The 22,764-nt window shown below is 67.3% G+C and carries 13 protein-coding genes; 5 read left to right on the forward strand and 8 right to left on the reverse strand.

Going from position 1 to position 22,764, the window contains the following annotated elements; all coding sequences use genetic code 11:
• On the forward strand, positions 1 to 627 hold the full coding sequence (locus LLH23_17915) for an RraA family protein (protein ID MCE5240345.1): 627 nt from the start codon (positions 1 to 3) through the stop codon (positions 625 to 627).
• Positions 624 to 1,427 (forward strand): hypothetical protein, encoded by an 804-nt coding sequence (locus LLH23_17920; GenBank protein ID MCE5240346.1) that lies wholly within the window; start codon positions 624 to 626, stop codon positions 1,425 to 1,427. The genes LLH23_17915 and LLH23_17920 overlap by 4 nt, the downstream gene beginning before the upstream one ends.
• A 1-nt stretch (position 1,428) precedes the next feature.
• Here LLH23_17920 and LLH23_17925 read toward each other — a convergent pair whose 3' ends face one another.
• Positions 1,429 to 3,174, reverse strand: a complete 1,746-nt coding sequence (locus LLH23_17925) for a hypothetical protein (GenBank protein ID MCE5240347.1) — start codon at positions 3,172 to 3,174, stop codon at positions 1,429 to 1,431.
• A 79-nt stretch (positions 3,175 to 3,253) separates the two neighbouring features.
• Between LLH23_17925 and LLH23_17930 the strand changes: the two genes are divergently transcribed.
• The gene (locus LLH23_17930; GenBank protein ID MCE5240348.1) at positions 3,254 to 5,359 is read left to right on the forward strand and encodes a prolyl oligopeptidase family serine peptidase; all 2,106 of its coding nucleotides are present in this window, start codon (positions 3,254 to 3,256) and stop codon (positions 5,357 to 5,359) included.
• Positions 5,360 to 5,479: 120 nt separating this feature from the next.
• On the opposite strand, the gene gltA is transcribed toward LLH23_17930, so the two are convergent.
• The 5 genes from gltA to LLH23_17955 all read right to left on the reverse strand — a co-directional run bounded on the left by gltA (position 5,480) and on the right by LLH23_17955 (position 14,660).
• Positions 5,480 to 6,871 carry an NADPH-dependent glutamate synthase gene (gene gltA / locus LLH23_17935; GenBank protein ID MCE5240349.1) on the reverse strand — a complete coding sequence of 464 codons (1,392 nt, stop codon included), beginning with the start codon at positions 6,869 to 6,871 and terminating at the stop codon, positions 5,480 to 5,482.
• 79 nt (positions 6,872 to 6,950) lie between these two features.
• Positions 6,951 to 7,802, reverse strand: coding sequence for a sulfide/dihydroorotate dehydrogenase-like FAD/NAD-binding protein (locus LLH23_17940; GenBank protein ID MCE5240350.1), 852 nt, complete (start codon positions 7,800 to 7,802; stop codon positions 6,951 to 6,953).
• A 97-nt stretch (positions 7,803 to 7,899) separates the two neighbouring features.
• Entirely contained in the window at positions 7,900 to 10,650 is a 2,751-nt protein-coding gene (locus LLH23_17945) for a right-handed parallel beta-helix repeat-containing protein (GenBank protein ID MCE5240351.1), read from the reverse strand.
• A 239-nt stretch (positions 10,651 to 10,889) separates the two neighbouring features.
• Positions 10,890 to 11,918, reverse strand: a complete 1,029-nt coding sequence (locus LLH23_17950; GenBank protein ID MCE5240352.1) for a CIA30 family protein — start codon at positions 11,916 to 11,918, stop codon at positions 10,890 to 10,892.
• 33 nt (positions 11,919 to 11,951) lie between these two features.
• Positions 11,952 to 14,660: a right-handed parallel beta-helix repeat-containing protein gene (locus tag LLH23_17955; protein MCE5240353.1), complete on the reverse strand. Its 2,709-nt coding sequence runs from the start codon at positions 14,658 to 14,660 to the stop codon at positions 11,952 to 11,954.
• Positions 14,661 to 14,791: 131 nt separating this feature from the next.
• On the opposite strand from LLH23_17955, the gene LLH23_17960 reads away from it, so the two are divergent.
• A complete protein-coding gene (locus LLH23_17960; GenBank protein ID MCE5240354.1) occupies positions 14,792 to 17,569 on the forward strand; it encodes a right-handed parallel beta-helix repeat-containing protein in 2,778 nt (925 codons plus the stop codon).
• A 36-nt stretch (positions 17,570 to 17,605) separates the two neighbouring features.
• Here LLH23_17960 and LLH23_17965 read toward each other — a convergent pair whose 3' ends face one another.
• The gene (locus tag LLH23_17965) at positions 17,606 to 18,841 is read right to left on the reverse strand and encodes a GNAT family N-acetyltransferase (protein ID MCE5240355.1); all 1,236 of its coding nucleotides are present in this window, start codon (positions 18,839 to 18,841) and stop codon (positions 17,606 to 17,608) included.
• A 141-nt stretch (positions 18,842 to 18,982) separates the two neighbouring features.
• Between LLH23_17965 and LLH23_17970 the strand changes: the two genes are divergently transcribed.
• Positions 18,983 to 21,691 (forward strand): DUF4091 domain-containing protein, encoded by a 2,709-nt coding sequence (locus tag LLH23_17970; GenBank protein MCE5240356.1) that lies wholly within the window; start codon positions 18,983 to 18,985, stop codon positions 21,689 to 21,691.
• Between the two features lie 75 nt (positions 21,692 to 21,766).
• Here LLH23_17970 and LLH23_17975 read toward each other — a convergent pair whose 3' ends face one another.
• Positions 21,767 to 22,762, reverse strand: coding sequence for a Gfo/Idh/MocA family oxidoreductase (locus LLH23_17975; GenBank protein MCE5240357.1), 996 nt, complete (start codon positions 22,760 to 22,762; stop codon positions 21,767 to 21,769).
• Between the last annotated feature and the right edge of the window lie 2 nt (positions 22,763 to 22,764).

Here is a 22,764-nt window from a genome sequence, read left to right on the forward strand (position 1 = left end):
ATGAATGCCGACGCAATGATCGCCGCCATGGCCGAGATGTCCACGGCCACCATCAGTGACGCGATGTTCCGCATGGGACACAAGAACCGGACCATGCGCCACACCATCAAGCCGCTGGACCCGAGCATGAAGACCTTCGGGCCGGCCTGCACCGCCCATGCCTACCCCGGCGGCACCTACGCCACCGGCCTGGCACTGAGCGCCGCCCAGCCCGGCGACGTGATAGTCATTGACGCCCAGAGCTTCCTGGAGGCCGTGATGTGGGGCGAGATCTGCAGCATGGAGGCGATGGCGAAGGGCATCGCAGGGGCAGTGATTGATGGGGCGGTGCGTGACATTGCCGAGGTCATCGAACTGGGCTTCCCGCTGTTCGCCGCGGGCATCACCCCCGGGGCTGGCACCGGCGACAGGCTGGGTGAAGTGAACCTCCCCATTCAGTGTGGCGGGGTCGTGGTGCGGCCGGGCGACCTGATCTACGGCGACCTGCTCGGGGTTGTGGTGGTGCCGCCCGAGCAGTTGGCCGAAGTGTATGACTGGTGCCAGAATGTGATCGAGAAGGAAGAGAAGATGAAGGCAGACCTGAGAGTGCGCTTGCGGGCGCGTCAGGCCGGAAGGGAGCCACAATGAGCAGTCTGCGCTTTGCCGATGTCGGTTGGGCGTGGGAGGGGCAGGGGACGGACCCGGGCGTGCCGCCGTCCATCTTCGGGGTCGGCGACGCGGCCGCGTTCCTGGGCCTGAGTCGCTCGATCTTCATCTTCCACCCCACCACGCCCCTGGCCCTACGCAAGCTGTCCGACAAGGCCGAGGTGGCCGTGGACATCTCCAAGTGGGTCCTGCAGGAGCAGCGACTGTCGGACGACTTCTATGATGTCGCCTGGAAGAGCCGGCGCGACAGCCGCCCCGAGGTCGCCATCGCCGAGGCCGAGCTGGTGAGCCGCCTGTCGCTGGACTTCCCCAACGTCACCGCCGGGTTCATTGATGACACCACCTGCATGTTCGAGTACGGCAGCTACGGCACGCAGGTGCCCGAGCAGATCAGCGCGGCCCTCCACAGCGCCAACCCCGACCTGAAGCTGTGGATCGTCGTGTATGTCACGCAACTGGACCAGGACTACTGGCAGCCCTTCCTGCCCTTCGTGGATGTGATCAGCCTGTGGATGGGCGTGGATGGTATCCCCAACCTGGAGCAGCACGTGGACCGCTGTCATGAGGTCTTCCCCGGCAAGCAGATCAGCGTGGGCAGCTACATCCGCGACTACCGGGCCATGCGCGCCAACCCGCTGGACAAGATCGAGCTGCAGTATGAGACGATGCTGCGACTGTGGCAGCAGGGGCGCATTGACGGCTACAACGTCCTGTCGGCCTGCGAGCTGGACATCGCGACGGCGGAGTGCGAATGGATCCGCGACTTCATCGCGGCCCATTGAGCTACCGCACCAGGGAGCCGGTGAGGACCAGCTTGCTCAGCCGGCTGGACACATTGGTCGCCTTGGCCGCACCGTTGACCATGGTGAGGTGCAGCCAGAAGCCCGTCACGCCCTGGGCTCCAGGCTGGGCGGCGAGGTCGAGGGACAGCTCCCCGGAGAACAGCCCGTCCGAGGCGCGGCCCTTGCTGGCCGACGTGGCGGAGGCGAGGGGCGTCTTGCCGTCCAGCGAGAACGCCAGCTCATGATGCCCCCCGAGCGCCCCGATGCTCATCCCCGTCAGCGCGGCGCGCGTGAGGTTGAGCGGTCGCTCCGAGGCGAAGTGCTGCCTGATCTCCACGCGCACCCCGCGCCCCGCCACCCCTTGGACGCTGAGAGCGCCCGGCTGCCACTGCAGGTCCTGGCCGCCGACCACCTCCCCGATGTGCAGGTAGCGCGGTGCCTGGAAGTCGTCGCGATAGATCACGTCCCCCTCCGGGCGCTCGCTGAAGACCTCGTCGTTCTTCACCACCGGCAGCAGCGACATGGCACGGGGCTCGGGGCCCTCGAAACCGCTGGTGACCTTGACGGCACGGACGGCGGGCGACGGCTGCCCGGGGGCGGCCTGGAGCGTGATCCGGGTCCAGAAGTTGCGGCCTGAGAGATTCGGCAAGCTGTCACTCTCGGTCCAGGTACGGCCGTCCGCGGACAGCGCGAGCTTCACCGATCCGCTGCCCTCAACCTTCACCCGCGGGGCTTTGAGCGCGAAGGGACTGGTGAAGTGGTACGTCAGGTCGGCGGTCGTGGGCTGGGTGGCGGCCTTCAGGGCGAGGGACTTGTCCTGGCCTGACCAGGCGAGGTCCATGAAGCCGTGGATCGTCGCCTGGCGCAGGAAGCGGTCGGTGGCGAAGTCCTCGGTGAAGTGCGCCAGGTTCTGCATGTCCCCGGCCAACTCCACCGGGTCGGCGTACGAGAACTGCGCCTCGGGCGCGGGCAGCGTGCCAGGCTGCAGGCTGTGGCAGTGGCGGATGACCTCCAGCACCCACGAACGCCACCGCGTCGTCTCGGGGTGGTCGGTGCTCAGCCAGTAGTTCACGCTGCCCAGCTTGCTGTGGACCCCGAAGTAGAAGACCGGGACGTTGAACTCCTCGCACACCCGCACCTGTTCTTGCGAGCACTGGAACGTGTTCACGCCCGGCGTGGCATTGACGCACACGACGACCGGCTTGCCCAGCACCAGGAAGCGCATGAGGTGGCGGCGGAAGGTCGCGTAGTCCATGCCGTAGGCGTCGAGCATCCAGCCGTCAGCCTTCTGGTCCCAGCGCGGCCCCATGGGCATGGAGTACCACTGGTACACCGGCCCGCCGTACTTGCTCTTCACGTGGTCGTAGATGGCGTTGAGGTAGTCAAAGCCGCCCTGCCAGTCCACTTCCTCCTCATTCAGGCAGAGCAGGTCCACCTCCCGCAGGTCGAGGGCATCGAGGATCTTGTCGGTATCGGCAAAGACCTGCGCCAGGGGCTTCTTGTGGCTGACGCGGTCCCACGTGTACAGACCCGCCGTGACGATCTGGCCGCGCTGCTTGGCCTCGTGTATCGCCTTCGCATAGCGTGGGGCGGCGTCGGGGCTGGCGAGCTTGTAGTTGGTGAAGTTCAGGAAGTCGTAGTCCACGCCGTAGATGCCGACCTTGGTGAAGTCAAGGGCGGGAGCGACCGGGGCACACCAGGCGGACAGAGGGAAGAGCGTCAGCAGGAGGAGGCTGCGGGCCAGCATGGTCTCACCTCGCTAGTGGCTACGCAACTTCGCCCGGCCGGCGCCGGCGACCTGCGCGACGGAGGGGAGGCGCGAGGCCATGGCGAACCGTGCGCCAATCCACACCCCCGAGGTCACCATGGAACCGCTGAACCGCTTCCCGACGATGATGCAGGACTACTTCATGGCGCGTGTGCGCCAGAGCGAGCGCATCAGTGAGGCGCTCAAGTTCGGCCTCCAGAGCAAGCGCGAGGTGCTCGCCTACCAAGAGCATGTGCGCGACCGCATCCGCTCGATCATCGGCCCGCGCCCCCCGCGCGTGCCGTTCCATGTGCGCCAGACCGGCGAGTTCGAGCGTGAGCACTACCGCGTCGAGAATCTGATCTTCGACACGCGCCCCAACTTCCCCGTCACGGCCAACCTGTATGTCCCCAAGGGCCGCTCGCTCCCCGCGCCGTGCGTGCTGGGCGTGTGCGGACACAGCCTCAACGGCAAGGCCGAGGCGAACTACCAAGCCTTCTGTCAGGGCCTGGCGATCAAGGGCTATGTCGTGCTGATCTTCGACCCCATCGGCCAGGGTGAGCGGCTGCAGTACCCCGTGGGGACTGTCCCCGCAGGGGGCTGTCCCCCTGCCGGACAGCCGCACAAGTCACGGTACAACGGTACCGTCGGGGATCACATCCAGTGCGCCAACCACATGGGCCTCCTGGGCGAGTGGTTCGGCAGTTGGCGCATCTGGGACGGCGTGCGGGCGCTGGACTACCTGCTGTCGCGGCCCGAGGCGGACCCGCACCATGTCGGCCTGACCGGCAACTCCGGCGGCGGGACGATGACGACGTGGCTCCTGGCCGCCGACGAGCGGTTCACGATGGGCGGGCCGGGCTGCTATGTCACGACCTGGCGGCGCAACCTGGAGAACGAGCTGCCCGCCGACAGCGAGCAGGACCCGCCGCGGGCGCTGGAGTTCGGGCTCGATGTGGACGACTTCCTGTTCCTGCACGCCCCCAAGCCGCTGATCTTGCTGACGCAAGAGTACGACGCCTTCGACAACCGCGGCTCCGAAGAGATCTACGCGCGGCTGCGCCATCTGTGGAAGCTGCTGGGGGCCGAGGCAGACGTACAGATGTTCACCGGCCCCGGGCCGCACGGCTACTACCCCGAGCTGCGGGAGGCCATGTACGGGTTCTTCAACAGGCACTGTGGCAGACAGCGCGAGGGCAGCAAAGAGCCCGACCGCGAGCCGGAGGCTGACGAGGCCCTGTGGGCCACCCAGAGCGGGCAGGTATGGGAACTGGGCGCCGACAACGTCCCGGCCTTCACCGCCCGCAAGGCCCAGGCCCTGGCGGCCAAGCGCCAGCCACTGTCCGGCGAGGCGCTGAAGAAGGAGCTGGCGAAGGCGCTCGGCCTCGGGAAGGGCGTGGGAGCGGTCACCGACCGCGACCCGTCGCGGTCGGCGAAAGCTCTCGCGGTCCCGCCCGACTACCGCATCCTCATCTACGGCCCCGGCAACCGCGAGTACGGCGCCACGCCCACCTGGTACAGCGTCGAGACGCAGCCGGGCATCCAGACGGTGCTAACCTGCCTGGACGAGCGCTCGTGGGTGTGCCGCATCGCCCCGGGCAAGGAGACGACCCTGTATGTCCCGCACCTGTCGGCCGATGAGGACCTGCGGGAGGAGCCTCTGGCGCAGAGCCTGGTCAAGCAGGGCCGCCTGTTCGCGATGGATGTGCGCGGCCGGGGCGAGTCGCGCCCGAACTCCTGTGGCGGCAACTACCTGACCCCGTACGGCTCGGATTACTTCTACGCCTACTTCTCCGAGATGTACGGGGAGAGCATGTTGGGGCGGCGGACCTTCGATGTGCTACGCGTGCTCGACTTGCTGGAAAGCCGGGGCTACCGCAAGATCCACCTGGCCGGCCGCGGGCTCGGCTCGCTGCCGGCGCTCTTCGCGGCGGTGTTGCACCCGCGCGTGGGCACTGTGACGCTCAAGCACGCGCTACTGTCCTACCACGAAATGACCCAGGACGAGGACTACAAGTGGCCGCTGTCGGCGATGGTGTGGGGGATCCTCAAGAAGCTGGACCTGCCGGACTGCTACCGGGCGCTGGGCAAGCGCCTGACGCTGATCGAGCCATGGAGCACACGCATGGAGCCGCTGCCGGCGAAGGAGGCCAAGCGGCGGCTGAAGGAGCTGGGGGCGGGGTAGAGATAGCGGAGTCGCGGGGTGTCCGGAGGACGGGGCCCCGCGATGGGCAGCAAACGAGTCACGGGGTGTCAGACTGCGTCTGACACCCCGTGACTCTTCACGCTTCGCGAACTCGACGCGCTACTTGGCGCTGAGGTACTCGTTGATCGCCGCGGCGGCCTTGCGGCCGGCGCCCATGGCTTCGATGACCGTCGCCGCGCCGGTGACGATGTCGCCGCCGGCGTATACGCCGGGGATGTTCGTGGCCCCCGTCTCCTCATTGGTCACGATGTAGCCGCGCCGGTTGAGGCCCAGGTCGGGCGTGGTGCTGGAGATCAGCGGGTTGGCGCCGGTGCCCACGGCGATGATGGCGACATCCACCGCCATCTCGTACTCGGAGCCCTCGATGGGCACGGGACTGCGGCGGCCGCTGTCGTCCGGCTCGCCCAGCTCCATCTTCTGAATGACCGCCCCCCGCAGCCGCATGTTGTCATCCCCCAGGAAGGCCACCGGGGCGGACAGGAGCTGGAACTCGATGTCCTCCTGCTCGGCGTGGTGGACCTCCTCGATGCGGGCCGGCATCTCCTCCATGGTGCGCCGGTAGACGATGATGGAGCGCTCGGCGCCCAGGCGCTTGGCCGTGCGCGCCGAGTCCATGGCCACGTTCCCGCCGCCCACGGTGATGACCGTCTTGCCGCGCATGACCGGCGTGTCGCCCTCGGGGTCATAGGCCCGCATCAGGTTGGCGCGGGTGAGATACTCGTTGGCCGACAGCACGCCGATGAGGTCCTCGCCCGGCACGCCCAGGAACTTGGGCAGCCCGGCGCCGGTGCCGATGAAGACCGCGTCATACTCGTCCAGCAGCTCGGGGATCGTCTGGATCTTGCCGACCACGAAGCTGGTCTGGAAGTCCACACCGAGCTTCCGCAGGTACTCCACTTCCTCGCGGACGATGGCCTTAGGCAGGCGGAACTCCGGGATGCCATACACGAGCACACCGCCGACCTCGTGCAGCGCCTCCATGACGACGACCTGGTGGCCGGCCTTGGCCAGGTCAGCGGCGCAGGTGAGGCCCGAGGGCCCCGAGCCGATGATGGCGACCTTCTTGCCGGTCGCGGGCGCGGCGGGGGGCACCTCCACCTGACCGTGCTCACGCTCGTAGTCAGCCACGAACCGCTCCAGCCGACCAATGGCCACGGGGTCTTGCTTGACGCTCAGGACGCACTTCTCCTCGCACTGGGTCTCCTGCGGGCAGACGCGCCCGCAGATGGCCGGGAGCACGTTCGTCTCCTTGATCTTCTTGGCCGCGCCGCCGTAGTCGCCCGCCTTGATCAGACCGATGAAGCCGGGAATGTCCACCGCGACGGGGCAGCCCTCGACGCACTTGGGCTTCTTGCAGCCCAGGCAGCGCGAGGCTTCCAGGTCGGCGGTCTCCGGCGCATACCCGAGGGCGACCTCATCGAAGTTGTAGATGCGCTTGTTCGGGTCCTGCTCGGTCATCGGCTGGCGCGGGACGCGCTCTTTGGGACTCATGGTTCGGGCTCCTGGTAGGGGAAACGTAGTGGCGCGATTCATCGCGCCGAACCCACGGCTGGCGCAATGAATTGCGCCACTACTCCTTCTGCGGCAAGTTCAACTTGCACGAGTGCTCGTACTGCAGCCGCGCCTCGCCCTCGAACTCGCGGTAGACCTTCTGGCGGGCCATGAGCTTGTCGAAGTCCACGAGGTGGCCGTCGAACTCCGGGCCGTCTACGCAGGCGAACTTGCGCTCGCCGCCCACGTCCACGCGGCAGCCGCCACACATGCCCGTGCCGTCCACCATGATGGGATTGAGGCTGACCATCGTCGGGATGGCCAGGGGCTTGGTCATGTTCGCCACGGCGCGCATCATCGGCGCCGGGCCGATGGCCAGGACAAAGTCCACCTGGCCGTACTCGCCCAGCAACGTCTCCAGCACCGCGGTGACCATGCCGTGATGGCCCAGCGTGCCGTCATCGGTGCAGATCTCTACGCGCTCGCAGAACTTCTCCAGCTCGTCCACGAGAATGACGGCTTCCTTCGTGCGCGCGCCATTGATCGCCACCACGCGGTTGCCGGCCTCGGCCAGGGCCCGCGCAATCGGCACTACCGGGGCCACGCCATAGCCGCCGCCCAGGACGATGCACAGGCCGAAGTTCTCGATGTGGGTAGGCTTGCCCAGCGGCCCGGCGATGTCGCTGACCGCCTCGCCGACCTGGAGCTGGGCCAGGCGCATGGTGGACTTGCCGACGGCCTGGAAGACGAGGGTGATGGTGCCCTCCTGCGGGTCGGAGTCCACGATCGTCAGCGGCACGCGCTCGCTCTGCTTGTCCACCATGACGATCACGAACTGGCCCGCCTTGCGCTTGCGGGCGATGAGCGGCGCGCGCACGCGAACCAGGTGGGTGTTGGGGGCCAGCTCTTGCTTGGCGACGATCTCGTGCATGACGAACTTCCTTTCAGCGGTGGTGCGCCCGGCCTCCGGCCGACGCCCCCCCCGGAGGCCTGCGGCTAATTCGTCGCGCCCCCGGCAATACCTGCGACTATGGTGCGAGATTCTGGAGCTTCACATTGTCCAGGTACAATACGGTCTTGCTCGTGGCGTTGCTGACGAAGCCCACCCAGGTGAGCTTGTTCCACTTGGCGTCCACACAGGGGAGGCTGAACTGCTGCGGCTGTCCGCCGGGGAGCGTCACCGTGAGCTGGTAGTGCCCGTCCGCGCCGGCCCCCAGCTTGGCCGTGACCTCGATATGGCACCACTGCCCGGTCGGCAGCGCCATCAACTCCTTGTCCCGCGCGTAGAGCTTGCCGTCCGCGAACTTGAGGCTCGGGCCGATGACGTAGGGGCTGACCGACCAGTCACGGTACTCCTGCCATAGCTCGGCGCCAGGCTCCAGCCGCACATCATAGCTGCAGGTGTACGCCCCGGCCTCGTAGCGCGGGCCGTAGACCAGATGCGGGTCGAAGCTGTGAGCGAGGCCCTCGGCATCGGTGAACTTCAGGCTCTTCGTGCCGGCGGCAGCCGTCTCGTCGGTCACGAGGATCGAGTCGCCCTTGCCTTCCAGATTGAGCGTTCCCTCGGCCGGCTGGGCGCCGACGGGGGCGGCCTCAAAGTCCTCGTTGAGCACCAGCGGCGGCGGCGGGGGCGGGTCGGGGGCCATCTGCACCGGCGCGTAGTGTCGCGGCACGCGCTTCGTCCAGTCCGGGTCGCCGTAGAGGCCCGCCTGCTTGTAATCGAAGGGCTTGAAGCCGAGCTTGAGCGCGGGCGAGTCGGCCGCGAGCGTGAAGTCGAGGTTCGCCACATCGCGGAACATCGGGTCAGCAATGACCGAGTGCTGGTCCTGGCCGAGCGCCTGCCAGTCGGCGAAGCTCAGGCCGCAGAAGTCGAACGGGCCGCCGCCCTCTCTCCAGTACACATTGCGGTCGAAGCGCCACTGGCGCTTGCCCGGCGAGGTCTGCCAGAAGAGTGTGCCGGTCGTGAAGTAGACGATGTTGCTTTCGAAGGTGTAGGGGACGTGCTCTTCCTCACGGGCGTAGGAGATCTGGCGGTCCTGGCCGTTGACGAGGATGTTGTTGCGCACGATGTTCTCGCGCCCGTAGTGCTGGTGGTAGGTGGAGTCGCGAGTGTTGTAGACGAGGTTGTTCTCCATCGTGATGTGCGTGGAGCCCTCGTCGTTGTACAGGCCCAGGCCGGCGGCGCCGAACTTGTTCCACGACATGATGTCATGGATCACGTTGCTGCTGACCGAGGCGCCGTCCTGGATCCCGAGGGTGTATACGCCCCCCATGTCGCTCATGACGCCCCAGCCCAGGTGGTGGATGTGGTTGAACTCCGTCCTGTTACGTTTGCAGATGGTGTCGCGGTAGCCCCAGCTCCACCCGACCGAGACGCCTGTGTAGTACAGGTCACTGATGTCATTGTGGGTGACCTGGTTGTCGCTGCTCTGGCCGATCCACACGCCGACGGCGCCGGGAAAGGTCCGCCCGCCGGCGTGGATGAGGTTGTTATCCGCGACGCAGCCGTGCGTCTGCAGCGCCTCCTTCGACTGGATCAGCGTCTCGCCAATCTTGATACCCCCGGCGCCGAGGTCGAAGAACTCACTCTGCGTCACGCGGCAGTTGCGGCAGCCCCGCCGGAACCACAGCCCGTACGTGCCGCCGGTATGGGCGACGTAGAGACGATCAAAGGTGACATTGCGCGCGCCATCCACCATGATCGCCGCGGGCACGCTCACCGCTGCCTGTCCGTCCCCATGGCCCTGCGGCTCCAGCGTGTGTGCGGTGTAGAAGAAGTCCAGGCCGCGCAGCGTGACATGCTCGACATACAGGCCCGCCTCCGGGTCGCCCTGCACGCGGATGAACTCGGGGATGACCGGCGCCACGACCGTGGCGGTCGTCATGTCCGTGCCGGGCAGGGGCATGACGCTGAGTGTGCCGTCGCGGTCCAGGTACCACTCGCCCGGGGCATCCAGGGCCGCGCGGAAGTTCTCCAGATGGTAGCGGTGGTTCACGCCGAGCCACTGGAAGGCCCAGGGAGCGTTGCCGGTGGTGATGACCGCGCCGGTCTGGAGGTCTACAGACTGCAAGCGATGGCGCGCCGTCTCCCACGCGTGGTACGATACCAGTGTTACGTCGTTGAGGCCGTTCTGGGGAACGTCGGCCAGGCAGGCCACGTCCCCGGGGCGGGCGTAGAAGGCGCGGCGGCTCATGTCCACCTGCTGCCCGGTGACCGGGTCCACGCCGAAGGGCATCTTCTTCCACACGTACAGGTAGCGCGGCTGTGGGGTCTCGCCCGGGTCCTCGGCGTTCGGCGTGCGGGCGCGGATCATGCGCCGGCCGTTGATCCAGAGCTGCTCGAAGTAGTAGTCGCCGGCGGCCACTCCGGGGACCGTCGCCTGCCACACGCCCCCCGGCCCGGGCTTGAAGCCCGTGATCTTGCGCCCACCGGGGAAGATGGACCGGTAGGGCACGCCCTGATAGGTGATGGGGGCCTGCTCCGTGCCGGAGTCCTGCGGTTCGAGCACCAGCGGCTCGGCCATGACGTACGCCCCCGGGCTGATCCTGACCGTCACTGGTTCAGTCAGGGGGCCCTGAACCTTGAGGCGGCGGACAGCGTCCCGCGCACCTGTCAGTGAGGCCACCGGGCCATCGGTCTTCTGACGATTGGCGGTCTGCAGCTTCCCCGACCAGGCATCGTTGCCGTCGGGAGAGACGTAGAGGGTGAGGCTGAAGGCGGGAAGGCACAGGGGTATTGCCACCAAGCCGAGCAGGAGACGGACGTAGTTGGTCTGCATGGGAGATCACCGTTGGCTGGGCAGAGGTGACGAACTGGACGAGACAGCAAACCCCTCCCTTCAGGGAGGGGTCGCCGCGCAGCGGCGGGGGTAGGCAGTCTTGTGTACGGCGTCCTACCCCCCAGCCCCCTCCCTATAGGGAGGGGGGGAGCTTCAGCCCTCCTCTGCGGGGAGGGGGAGACGGCCTTACCCCTCCCCCGTGGGGAGGGGTCGCGCCGTAGGCGCGGGGGTGGGTGGCCTTACGGCACCAGCACCACGTCACAGGCCATGATCGTGCCCAGCCGCGCGTTGGCCGGGACGCCGTGGCTGCCGATGCTCAGCGTGTTCAGCTTCGCCAGGTCCAGTTGCCCATTGTCGTCCTTGGGGCCCCAGGTGGCGTTCTTGAACTCCGACAGGGGGATCGTCATCTCGGCCCAGTTCGCCGGCACGTCGCTCGGCTGCTTCTCCACGAAGTAGATCGGGCCGCCCTGTTCGGAGAACTGGATGAGCAGCCGCATTCCCTGCGGAATGTCGCCCTTGATCTGGAAGCGGAGCGCCTTGTAGCCCTCCAGGTCGTCGGCGATGATCGCGGTGCTGGGGCAGGCGAACATGTGCTTGCCGGCCGGCACGTCGAACTCGTACTTGAAGCAGGTCTTGCCGCCGGGGCCCTCGGCCGGGGCGCTGATCGTCGTCTTCGCCGCCGGGTCATGGCTGTCGCCGAACTTGGCGGCGACGTTGATGATCGCCACCGGCTCTGTGGGCACGACCGGGATATCCGTCAAGCGTACGCCCGTCACTGCGGCGCTACCCGCGGCGGGACCGTCAAAGATGAAGCCGACCCAAAGGCGCTTGACGTTGCCCCACTCGAGTTGGCCGCTGGCATCCGTGCTGAAGGCCGTCTGGATGAGGCCCGCCGTGGACACGCGGCCCACACCCGCCCCGTCGGTCTTCACCGACCGGGCGCCCACCTTGTACCAGCTCCCGCCGTCGCTGTCCCAGGCGATGACCGCCAGGCGCGGGGCCTCGCCGGTCGTGACAGACACCTGGTACTTCACCTCGGCGGCCAGGGCCCCGGAGAGATTCCCCGCCGGAGCGCCCTCCACGGCCAGCAACCGCCGCTCATCGCCGGTCTTCTTGAAGGCGAAGGTCACGCCGCCCGCGGCGGTGGAGGCCTTGGCCGCGAAGCCGGACGTAACCGCGGGCTTCAGGTTCTGCAGCGGCACATCCACCGCGGCATAGGCGGTGGTGACGGCCAGCAGCACCAGCACAGCGAGGATCGTCCTGAGCATGGCTATCAACTCCCTGAGCGCATGGTTGGCGACCTACTTCTCGTTGCGCAACTGGATGTTGTCCAGGTAGAACGCCGTCTTGTCCGTGGCCGAGCTGCTCCAGCCCACCCACGTGAGGTTCTTGAAGCCGGGGCCGTTGTCGAACTCGAGGGACTGCGGCTGACCGCCGGGCAGTGTCACCTGCAGACGCCACTTGCCGTCCACGTCCGACCCGACCTTCGCCGACACCTCGACATGGAACCACTCACCCACCGGCAGGGCCAGCACGTCCTGGTCCGCGACCCGCAGCTTCCCGTCCCTGATCCAGAAGGACGGGCCGACGCGGTAGGGGTTCACGTCCCAACTGCGCCACTCGTTGTACATGACGACGCCGGGCGTGATCTGCATGTCGACGCTACAGATGGCGACGCCGCTCTGATAAGCCGGGTGGTAGGCGAAGTGGGGGTTGTACTCGTACTGCAGGCCAGGCGCGTCCACGATCTTGAGGCAGTGCTTGCTGCCCCCGGCGCCCCTCTCGTCGGTCACGCCGATGCTGTCGCCCTTGTTCTCGGTAATACAGGTGCGGGCATCAGCCGGCTTGGCGCCCACAGGGGCCATCTCGAAGTCGTCGCTCACCACCAGCGGCGGCGGGGGCGGGGGCTCGGGCGCGAACTGCACCTGGGCGTACTTGAAGCTCCGGGCCAGCGCGGCCCACTTCGGGTCGCCGTAGACGCCGGCCTTGGTATAGTCGAAGGGCTTGAAGCCCAGGTTCAGCGCCGGGGAAGCGGGGCTGAGCGTGAAGTCGTAGTGCTCGGCGTCCTTGAACAGTGGGTCGGCCACGATCGAGCCCTGTTCCTGCCCCTGCTTCTGCCATTCGTCCAGCGTGAACTCGTGGAACATGACGGGCTGTTTGGAGGTGACCCAGTAGCAGTTGTTGCGGGTGATGAACTTCAGGTTGCGCCAGTTGCCCCGCAGCAGGTCGCCCTCCTTCCAGTACACGATGTTGTTCTCGAAGGTGAAGGAGATGTGGTCCTCGACCCGCGAGCGCTGCAACTGGCCGTTCATGCTGAAGGCCAGGATGTTGTTGCGGACGGTGTTCTCCTCGCCGTAATGCTGATGGTAGGTCCCGGTCTTCGTGTTGTAGACCAGGTTGTTCTCCATCGTGATATGGCTGCTGCCCTCGTCGTTATACAGCCCCCAGCCACCCCCGCCATAGCGGTCGTAGGAGTAGACATCGTGGATGACGTTGTTGCTGACGGTCGTCCCGTCGGAGATGCCCAGGGTGTAGACGCCGCCCATGTCGCTGAGCACGCCCCAGCCGAGGTGGTGGATGTGGTTGAACTCGATCTTGTTGCGCTGGGCCAGCGACCGGTTGTAGCCCCAGCTCCACCCCGCCGAGACACCCGTGTAGAAGAAGTCGCTGATGTCGTTGTGAGTGACGACATTGTCGGCGCTATGGCCGATCCACACGCCGTGCGCGCCGGCATGGAGGCGCCCGCCGCTGTGGATGATGCAGTTGTCCACCGTGACGTGGCCGGTGTGCGTCGTCGGGTCGGTCAGACTCACCCCCCAGCCCTCACCAATCTTCACGCCTCCCGCGCCCATGTCGTCGCAGTAGGTGCGCGTCACCCAACAGTCCTTGACGCCGTGGCGGAACCAGATGCTGTAGAGGCCGTGGTGCTTGATCTCGCAGTTGTCGAAGCTGATGTTGCGCGCGCCGTCCACCATGACGACGGCGGGGACAGTCACCTCCGCCTGTCCGTCCGAATGGCCGCCGGGCGGAAGCAGGTACTGCCCGTGCTGGAAGCTGAGGCCCTCGAAGGCCACGTTCTCGACGAGGAGTCCCAACTCCGGCTGGCCGGCGAGGCGGAGGAACTCCGGGCAGACCGGGGCGATGACCTCGGTCTTGGTCATGTCCTGGCCGGGGAGCGGCAGATAGGACAGCGTGCCATCGCGATCCAGGAACCACTCACCGGGCTGATCCAGCGCCGCCTTCACGTTCTCGATGACGTAGCGCATGTTGGGCCCCCAGTAGTTGAGGGTCCACGCGATGCGCCCGGTCAGGACAACGAGTTGGGTCTTGGGGTCGTAGGAAGCAATGCGCGAACGGGACGACTCCCACGAGTGGTAGGCGACGATGTTGACCTCGTGGAGTTGCTCGGGCGTGAGGCCCGCGAGGCACTGGAGGTCCTCGGGGCGGCCGGTGAAGGCGCGGTTGGAGAGGTCTGTCGGCTGCCCGGTCTGCGGGTCGGGGCCGCCCTTGGGGGCGGAGAGGATGTAGTGGTAGAACTCGTTGGGCGTACGTGCCCGTGTGGCGCGGCGGCCGTTGACCCAGAGCTGCTCGAAGGTCCACTTGCCGGCGGCGACGTCAGGCACATGGGCCGTCCACAGGCCGCCGGGGCCCGGCTTCCAGCCGGTGATCTTGCGCCCCCCGCTGAACACGGGCCTCGCGCCGGGAGCGGCCTCGTAGGTGACGCCGCCATCCTGCGGGCCGAGCACCAGGGGCTCGCCCAGGGCGTACGTGCCGCCCGCGATGATCACCTGCACCGGAGCCGTGAGTGGCCCGGCGGCCCGGAGCTTGCGGACGGCATCCCGCGCGCCCTGTAGCGAGGCCAGCGGGCCGTCCGTCTTCTGCTTGTTCGGGGCGGAGAGCTTGCCCGACCAGGCGTCATTGCCGTTAGGGGCGACATACAGGGTCGCCGCCGACGCAGGCCACACCAGCAGGAGTAGCGCGAGGGTGAACCACCAGGACCCAACAGACATGGCCTCAACTCCGTGCGCGGCGTTCTGGACTGTCCCGGACGGGGAGGTGTTCGCCCCGGCCGGGGCCAATCCCTCTGTGCCCACAGGCCGGCCGGCCCGGCGCGGGCACCGTTCGTCTCGGGAGGACTCGCATGAAGCCTACTCTCGTCACAGTGGCGGCGGCCCTCGTCTCCTATGCGCTCGCCCAGGCCCCGGCGCCCCAGGCCCCCGCCCCGTGCATGGGCAAGATCGCCTCCTTCGAGACGGAAGCCGACAACCCGTTCACGGTCCAGAACACGAACATCTCCTTCACGCGTGTGAAGGAACACGCCAGCGACGGCGAGTGGGCCCTGCGCGTGGTCGCCAAGGGCTCGGACCAGCCCTCCTGGCCGGCGCTCTTCCTGATCCCCAAGACCGAGTCGAACTGGTCGGCGCGGCAGTACCTCGTCATGGATCTGTACGTCGAGAGTGCGGAGGAATTCGACTACGGCGCCCAGCTCTGCATTGAGGGGAACAAGGGCGCCACGACGCAGTCGCTCGGCCGGCTGGGGCCCGGATGGCACAAGGACCTCACGCTCGACGTCCGGGGCTTCGGCTGGGACCTCACCCGCGTGGCAAACCTGTGCTTCTACGTCGGCCGCCCGGCGCGCGATGTGGTCTACACGATAGACAACGTCCGCTGGGAGATGGACGAGCAGAAGCGGAGCGATGGCCGGTGGCTCAGCGTGGCCGACTGCGAAGCCTCCGGCTCGAACTTCGAGACGACGGCCACCGTCACTGCGGGCTCCAAAGAGATCACCGTCGCCGACCCGGGCGACTTCAGGGCCGGGCAGGGGATCGTCCTCAGCCGCGTCAACGTCCGCTACGACAACCCGCGACTGTATGGCCCGGGCAGCCCCTACAGCAAGTCCGTGCCGCTCGCCGACAGTGTCGAGATCCGGGGCTATGACGGCAGCGCCGGGAGCTGGATTGTGTACTTGCTGGAGGTAGACGGCGAAAGCCCGGCGACCTTCCGCTGGAGCGACGACCTGGCGCGCACGTGGAAGGGCAACAAGGTGCCGGTCACGTACGACTGGCAGGCGCTGAGCAACGGGGTGGAGGTGAAGCTCAAGCGGCAGGAGTGGAAGATCAGCCACATGGTATCCTTCGCCGCGCGCGACCAACTCACGACCGTGATCGAGAAGGCGGAGGGCAACAAGCTCACGCTCCGCGACGTCCCCAATCGCTCCTTCACCGGGGCCGCGGTGCGCCACCACGACACCTGGGCCCTGCAGGACGCGATCAACAAGGCGGTCAAGGAGAAGCGCAACCTGTACTTCCCCGCCGGGTACTACCGCCTGGCCGGCAGCCTGCGCGTCGCCAATGCCAACATCACCATCGAGGGACAGAGCGCCGGCAACGTCACACTCGATCTCAGCGACGGAGTCGGCTCCTGCCTGGCGGTGCAGGCTGGCGGCGATGTCACCATCCGCAACTTCACGCTCCTGGGGCATACCGGCCTGGCCGAGAAGGCCGGCTCCTTCCGCATGTCCAACGGCGTGGACAGCTTCTGGGCCTGCGCCCTCAAGAGCTGTAGCGCCATCACCGTCACCAGCACCGAGCGGGTGCTCATCGAGAACTGCCACGCCCGGCGCATGGCCTCGGAGGCCTTCTACTGCCAGGGCGCCATGCGCACCAGCACCAACGAGCCCAGGCAACTGACCAAGTCGCTGACGTGGCTGCGCTGCTCAGCCATTGACTGCGCCGCCAACGGCTTCAACAACAACGACGTCTCCGAGAACATCTACCTGCTGCAGTCGCGCGTGGACGGGGTGGGCTGGCACGCGTACGAGGGCCCGGCGCGGTTCATTCGCCTGCAGAACAACTACGTGCGCAACGCCGGGCCGTTCACCATCGGCGACATGAGCCATCGCGCCGAGGACCTGCACCAGCTCGGCTGCGGACAGGCCATTGTCAGCGGCAATGTGTTCGAGGGCATCGGCCGGGCCGAGGGGGTGGCGGTCAACCACGGCGCGGGCGAGGTGGTCATCTCCGACAACCTGTTCATCAACTACAACGGCCCGGCCATCAACGCCAGCAGCTACACCGTGCCGACTTCGTACCCCTCCAAGAACATCACGGTCAGCAACAACATCATTGACATGACCTGCCAGGGCGACAAGCCCAAGCCTTGCACGGCCATCACCGTGACCGCCCCCGGCACGATCGTCCATGACAACCACATTTACGTGCGTGGGCAGACCGACGCGCGCGTCACCGGCATCGTCATCGGCGAGCAAGCCCTGAACGCCCAGGTACATGACAACCTGATTGAGAACTGCGGACGGGGGATCGTGACCACGAGGCTACGGGGACGGATCACTGAGGCGGCGGACGACAAGACGTTCGTGCAGGACGGTCTGCCCAACGAGTGGGCGGACTCGGACTGCTACCGGGGCTGGCACTTGGTGTGGATGAGGGACGGCAAGCCTGGCGATCAGTCCGTCGTGGAGGCTTTCGACCCCAAGACGCTGCGGTTCACGCTGCGCGAGTCGCGCCCGACGAAGGTGGGGGAGGTTTTCGAGGCCTTCCCGCCCTACCCCACCAACTGGCGGATCGTGGGCAACACCATCACCGGCTGCCTGAGCCCGGTCATCCTCGACAGCTACGGCGGCGCGGCGTGCCGGTTCAGCGGCAACGTCATCACGCGGGGGACAGCGACGTGCGTGCGGGAAGCGGTGGTCGTCAAGGGCCTGTTCCAGATCCTCGGCAACCAGATCAGCGGGTTCGATGAGACCGGCAGCGTCGGGCTGTCGCTCTACCCCGATCCGTTCGGCAAGCCGCTGCCGAACGTCATCCGGGGCAACGTGATCGAGCACTGCACGGCGCCGGTGGGCGAGAGCGAGAAGGGCCTGTGGGAGGCGGCGCAACGCGCGAGCGCGCAGGAGTGAGCGTGTGCCGCCCCCGCGGGGGGCGACACACGCCCTCTAGTAATCCCAGTCCGCCCGCGGCACAGGCAGGCGGATCAGGGCATCCAGCGCCTCGAGGAGCCCCTCCGGCGCCGTCATGTCATCCGTCATCGCCAGCCCGCTCGCCGGCCGCACCCCCAACCATAGCCGCGTGAAGGCATTGACTGTCGTCTGCATCGTCGGCAGAGCCGCGTCCTCGCCCGGGCAGACCGACGACTCGGGCCCCAGCGTCACGACGTACTCCCCGGCCACGCCCCGCCACGGCGCCTCCGCGGCCAGATAGTGCTCGATCGGGTCGCTCAGCTTGAGGTTGAAGCGCACCGGCTTGCCACACAGGTGCGTCTGCGCCAGGCATGCCGGCAGGTCGCAGATGCGCATCTGCCACCAGGCCGCGGCGTCCAGCTTGGTCGCGTGGCTGGACCCACGCGTCACGTCGAGGTTGCGGAAGGGCTGGTGTACCAGGTCCTGAAGCTGGACCTCGGACGGCTCATGCAGCGTGATCGAGAAGACCTGGTCGCCAAGCGACTTGAGCAGCGCCATGAGTTCGAGGAACTGCTCGCGCGTGCGGTAGACGAGGTACCTCACCTCATAGGGGCCGCGGGCGACGTTGCCGGTCGTGCACCAGACCAGGTGCGTGAGGCCGCCATCGGGATCATCGGCATAGCCCAGACCAAAGGCGGTGCCGCTCGTGTCGTGCATGCGACCGCGCGTGAAGGCCGCTGGATGGAGGCTGCCCGAGGCGTGTTGCCGGCGGCGCTTCAGGCGCGCGGCGTGGATGGCTTCCCAGTCGTCGAGCGTCAGGCGCTTCGGCACGCGCGGCGTCACGTCCACCTTGAGCTCCGGGGTCGGGAGCGTGATGCGGTGCTCGTAGGCGCCGGTGCCGAAGCCCAGGCGGTTGTAGAAGCCCTGCTCGAACATCCCCAGGCCCACGACGATGGCGCCGTCGGCGACGCAGTCGGCCACGGTGGCGGCCGTGAGCCGCCCGGCCAGGTGCTGCTTGCGGCCCACGCGGCTCGTGGTCACGCCGGTGATGCAGCCAAAGGGCAGCAACTCGTCCTGATAGCGCACATCCCCCGGCGCGCTGGTCACGAGGCACTCCGCCTCGCCGCCCATCTCGGCCACGAAGGCCTTGCCGCCGTTGGTCCAGAACCAGTCCAGCCCCTCGGCGTCGTCGCTCTGAACCCACCCGACCTCCTTCCAGATGCGCAGGCAGGCAAGCTTGTCCCTGGCGGAATCGTAGGGGCGGTGAACCATGGTGTACTCCTTCGTGCCCGACGGGTATGCGATGCCCTTCGCGGCGCGTGCGGTGTGCTCCTGCAGGAAGTCTCTGTAGACTGACGGAACGATTCCACAAGGGACTGTAGGGCGCTACTACCACGGACACAGGTGATCATCGTGACCCACGCCACGCTCGGCCTACTCGGACTGGCCGCTCTCGCTGCGACGGGCAGCCTCATCAGCAATGGCGACTTCGAGCAAGGGGCCGCCAACTGGTCGCTGTCGCACGACTGGTACGCCAAGCCGCCGGGCGCCGGGCTGTCGCAGGCAACCGTCGTCGAGGGCGAAGGCCGCAACGGCAGCAAGTGTCTGAAGATCATCGGCGGCGGCAAACGCGGCATCGCCATGCAAGTCTTCGCCGTCAATCCCGGCAAGTACCGCGTCACGGGGTGGATCAAGTGCGAGAACCTCACGACCCACGCCACCATCCTGTGTGAGTGGATGAGCAAGGAGAACAAGTGGCTGCGCGGCGACCAGGCCGGCAGTGTCACCGGCACGCAGGACTGGAAGCAGTTCGACACCGTCGTCGAGGCGCCGAAGGAAGCGCGGTCGGTGCACCTCGACCTGCTGACCGGCGAGCCGAACAACGGCACCGCGTGGTTCGATGACCTCGCGATGGCGCGCGAGAAGACGGGCTACCCCTCGCCGCAGCCGCCGCAGATCAGCGCCGAGACGCCGCCGGGGCAGGAGGGCTGCCTGCAGGTGACGTGCGACCCGGAGAGCCTCACCGAGGGTGCGCTGCAACTGCTCGTGTACTGTGAGGAGAAGCCGCTGGCGCAGGTGCAGACGCCGCTGCCGCAGGGCGTTCTCGACCTGGACGAGGCCCGGGCGACGATCCAGTCGCTCGAGGTCGGGAAGACATATTACGTGGCGGCGCAGGTCATCAACGGCGATGGCGAGGCCTCGGCGCTGGGACCGGAAGTGACCGCGCAGGTGCTGGACCGGCAGGCCCCCAGGCCGGGGTGGCTGGACGTGGCGCGGGTCGGCACGACGCTGAGTTGCCGGTGGCAGCCGCATGTGCTCGACGCTGATGTGAGGCGCGTCGAGTTTGTCGTGCCCGGTGAGGGCGAGACGGCCAAGGTCGTCAAGACGCTGACGATACGCGAACCAGCCCTCGACCCGGACAATCCCGAGCTACTGAACCTCGAGAACCAGGTCGCGCAACGGGTGGGCGTGCGCTGTACGGACGCGGCCGGCAATGTCGGCGAGATCGGCTGGGTAGACGTGCCGCCGGAGCAGTCGAGCGCCACACTGACGGACTGCTCTACGTGGCTGGTCGCGCCGACAGAGAACGTCGCTCGTAACGCCGAGCCTCCGGCCACGTCGCCGGCTCTCAAGCCGGTGCTCATGCGCGGGCAGACCAAGACGCTACAGGTCGTCGTCAAGCCGCCGCGCGACCTGCACGGTGTCTCCGTGACGGTCTTCCCCACCCATCAGCGCATGAGCTACGTTTTCGGTCGCGCCGCCTTCGTCAACTACGTTCACCTGGACAAGAACTCCATCGCCACCCCCAAGGAAGAGCTGGTCTGGCCGGCTCCGGGCGACTACCCGGACGAGATCAGCGACGACGTGGTGCGTGATCTGCCCGCCGGCCAGGCCCAACCGGTCTTCGTGCGCCTGATGGCCGGCCGCAACGCCGTCCCGGGCGACTGGAGCTTCGAGGTCCGGGTTCGGTCGGCCGAGGGACAGGTCGCGATCCCAGTCTCGTGCACCGTCTCGCCCATCGCCCTCCCCGACCCCGTCCGCCTGCCCTTCGTCTACTGGTTCTCGTGGGGCGACCCGTGCCAGGAGTTCGGCGTGCCGGAGCGCTCCGCCGACGGTTGGCGAGTGCTGTATCAGCTCGGTCGGCTCATGCGCACCCATCACCAGCGCGTGGTCGTCGTGCCCTGGAGCATGGTGCGCACGTGGCGCGACCAGGACGGCAAGCTGCGGCACGACTTCCGCGACTTCGACCGCTTCATCCGCACCTTCCAGGCCGCGGGCGTGGACCAGCTCTTCTGCCTAAGCCACATGGGCTCGCGCACCACGGGCGACTGGGAATGCCCGACCATGGGCTCGCACCGGCAGTCCGTGCGCGACCTGGCGACCGGCCAGGCGGCGCCCAACATGGACTGCGTGGACTTGCTCCCGGCGTTGCAGGATCACATTGAGAAGCTGGGGCTGCTCGACAAGTTCTGCGTCCACGTCGCCGACGAGCCGATCCCGGTGAACTTGGAGAGCTACCGGGAGCTGTCCGCCCGCGTCCATGCCGCCGCGCCGAAGCTCCCGCGCCTTGACGCCATCCACGTGCCGGACCTGCAAGGCTCGTTGGAGATCTGGGTGCCACAACTGAACTACTTCGACCAGTGGCACGATCAGTACCGCCAGGCACAGGCAGCGGGGAACAAGGTGTGGACGTACATCGCGTGGGTGCCGCAGGGCAAGTTCCCCAACCGCATGATTGATAGCAGCGCGATCAAGCCGCGCGTGCTGCATTGGCTCAACGCGCTGGACGACACGGACGGCTACCTGCACTGGGCGCTGAACCACTGGCACATCCCGCTGACGAGCCTGAACTCGCCAGGCGACCAGTACATCTGCTGGCCCAGCAAGCGCTTCATCGCCAACAGCTCACTGCGCTACGAGGCGGAGCGGGAGGGGCTGGAGGACTGCGAACTGATGTTCATGGTGCGCGACAGGCTCATGAAGCAGGGGCTAACGCGCGCGCAGGCGCAGGCGAAGATGGAAGCCGTCGGGCGGAAGGCCGTGCGCGGCGTGCAGGACTACACGCGGTCGTGGCTGGAGCTCGAGGCCGTGCGGGTGGAGCTGCTGGGGATGCTGAAGTAGCGGCTACGGCACGGCTCTGCTCTGCCTCACCCGGCAATCGCGCCACGAGCACCGGGTGAGGCAGATACATACTCTCTACTTCACCCTCACCACCGTCTCGGTCTCCAACGACTCAATGGCCGCGGCCAGGACCTTCTGGGCCGCCAGACCGTCGGCGCCGGAGCCGTCTATGTCCTCGGGGGCCACGCCCTCGTCCACCTGCTGCACGAACCGCTTGATGCGGTCGCGGAAGGTGTCCACGAAGTCGCGCATCCCGCCGAACAGCGAGGGCTCGGTGTAGACGATCTTCTCCAGGCTGCCGGCTGGATAGAGCGTGACCTGCTTGAAGATGTCCTCGATGACGAAGCGCCCGCCCGTGCCGGCGACTTCGCAGCGCTCCATCGGGTGCCCGCGCGCGATGTCATAGCTCCCCGTCAGCGACCCCACCACGCCATTGGCAAAGCGCATGTTGAACTGCGCCGTGGACCAGATCTTCCGGCCCGGGGCCTTGGTGGCGAAGCACTGGACCGCCTCGATGTCGCCGCAGAAGTAGCGCATGATGTCCACCGTGTGCGGGTGGAGCGCCTTGAGCTGAAAGTAGGGCGAGCTTTCGCGCGGGTTCATGATCCACATGCCCATGTTGATGAACAGCAGGTGGCCCAGCCGCCCCTCGTCCACCCACTGCTTGGCCAGCCGGTGGGCCGGGTTGAAGCGGTGGTTGAGGTCAATGCCGAAGCAGCGGTTCATCCGCCGCGCGGTCTCGACCATCTTTACGGCATCGGCGATGTCGTTGGAGATGGGCTTTTCGCACAGGACATGGCTGCCGGCCTCAAGCGCCTGGATGGTGGGCAGGGCATGGTCGCTGCCGTACTCCTCGCCGCCGGTGGCGATGCTGCAGATGTCCGGCTGCAGTTCAGCCAACATCGTCGGCGCGTCGTAGAACGCCGGCACGCCCAGACGCGCGGCGGCTGCGTCGGCGCGCTCCCGGATGATGTCGCACACGCCCACGAGCTGGGCGAGGGGGTTCTCCTGATGGATGTCGGCATGTCGGTTCCCGATGGGGCCGAGGCCGATGACACAAACACGTTGCATGA

The sequence above is a fragment of the bacterium genome, assembly GCA_021372615.1.
Lineage (GTDB): Bacteria > Armatimonadota > Zipacnadia > Zipacnadales > UBA11051 > JAJFUB01.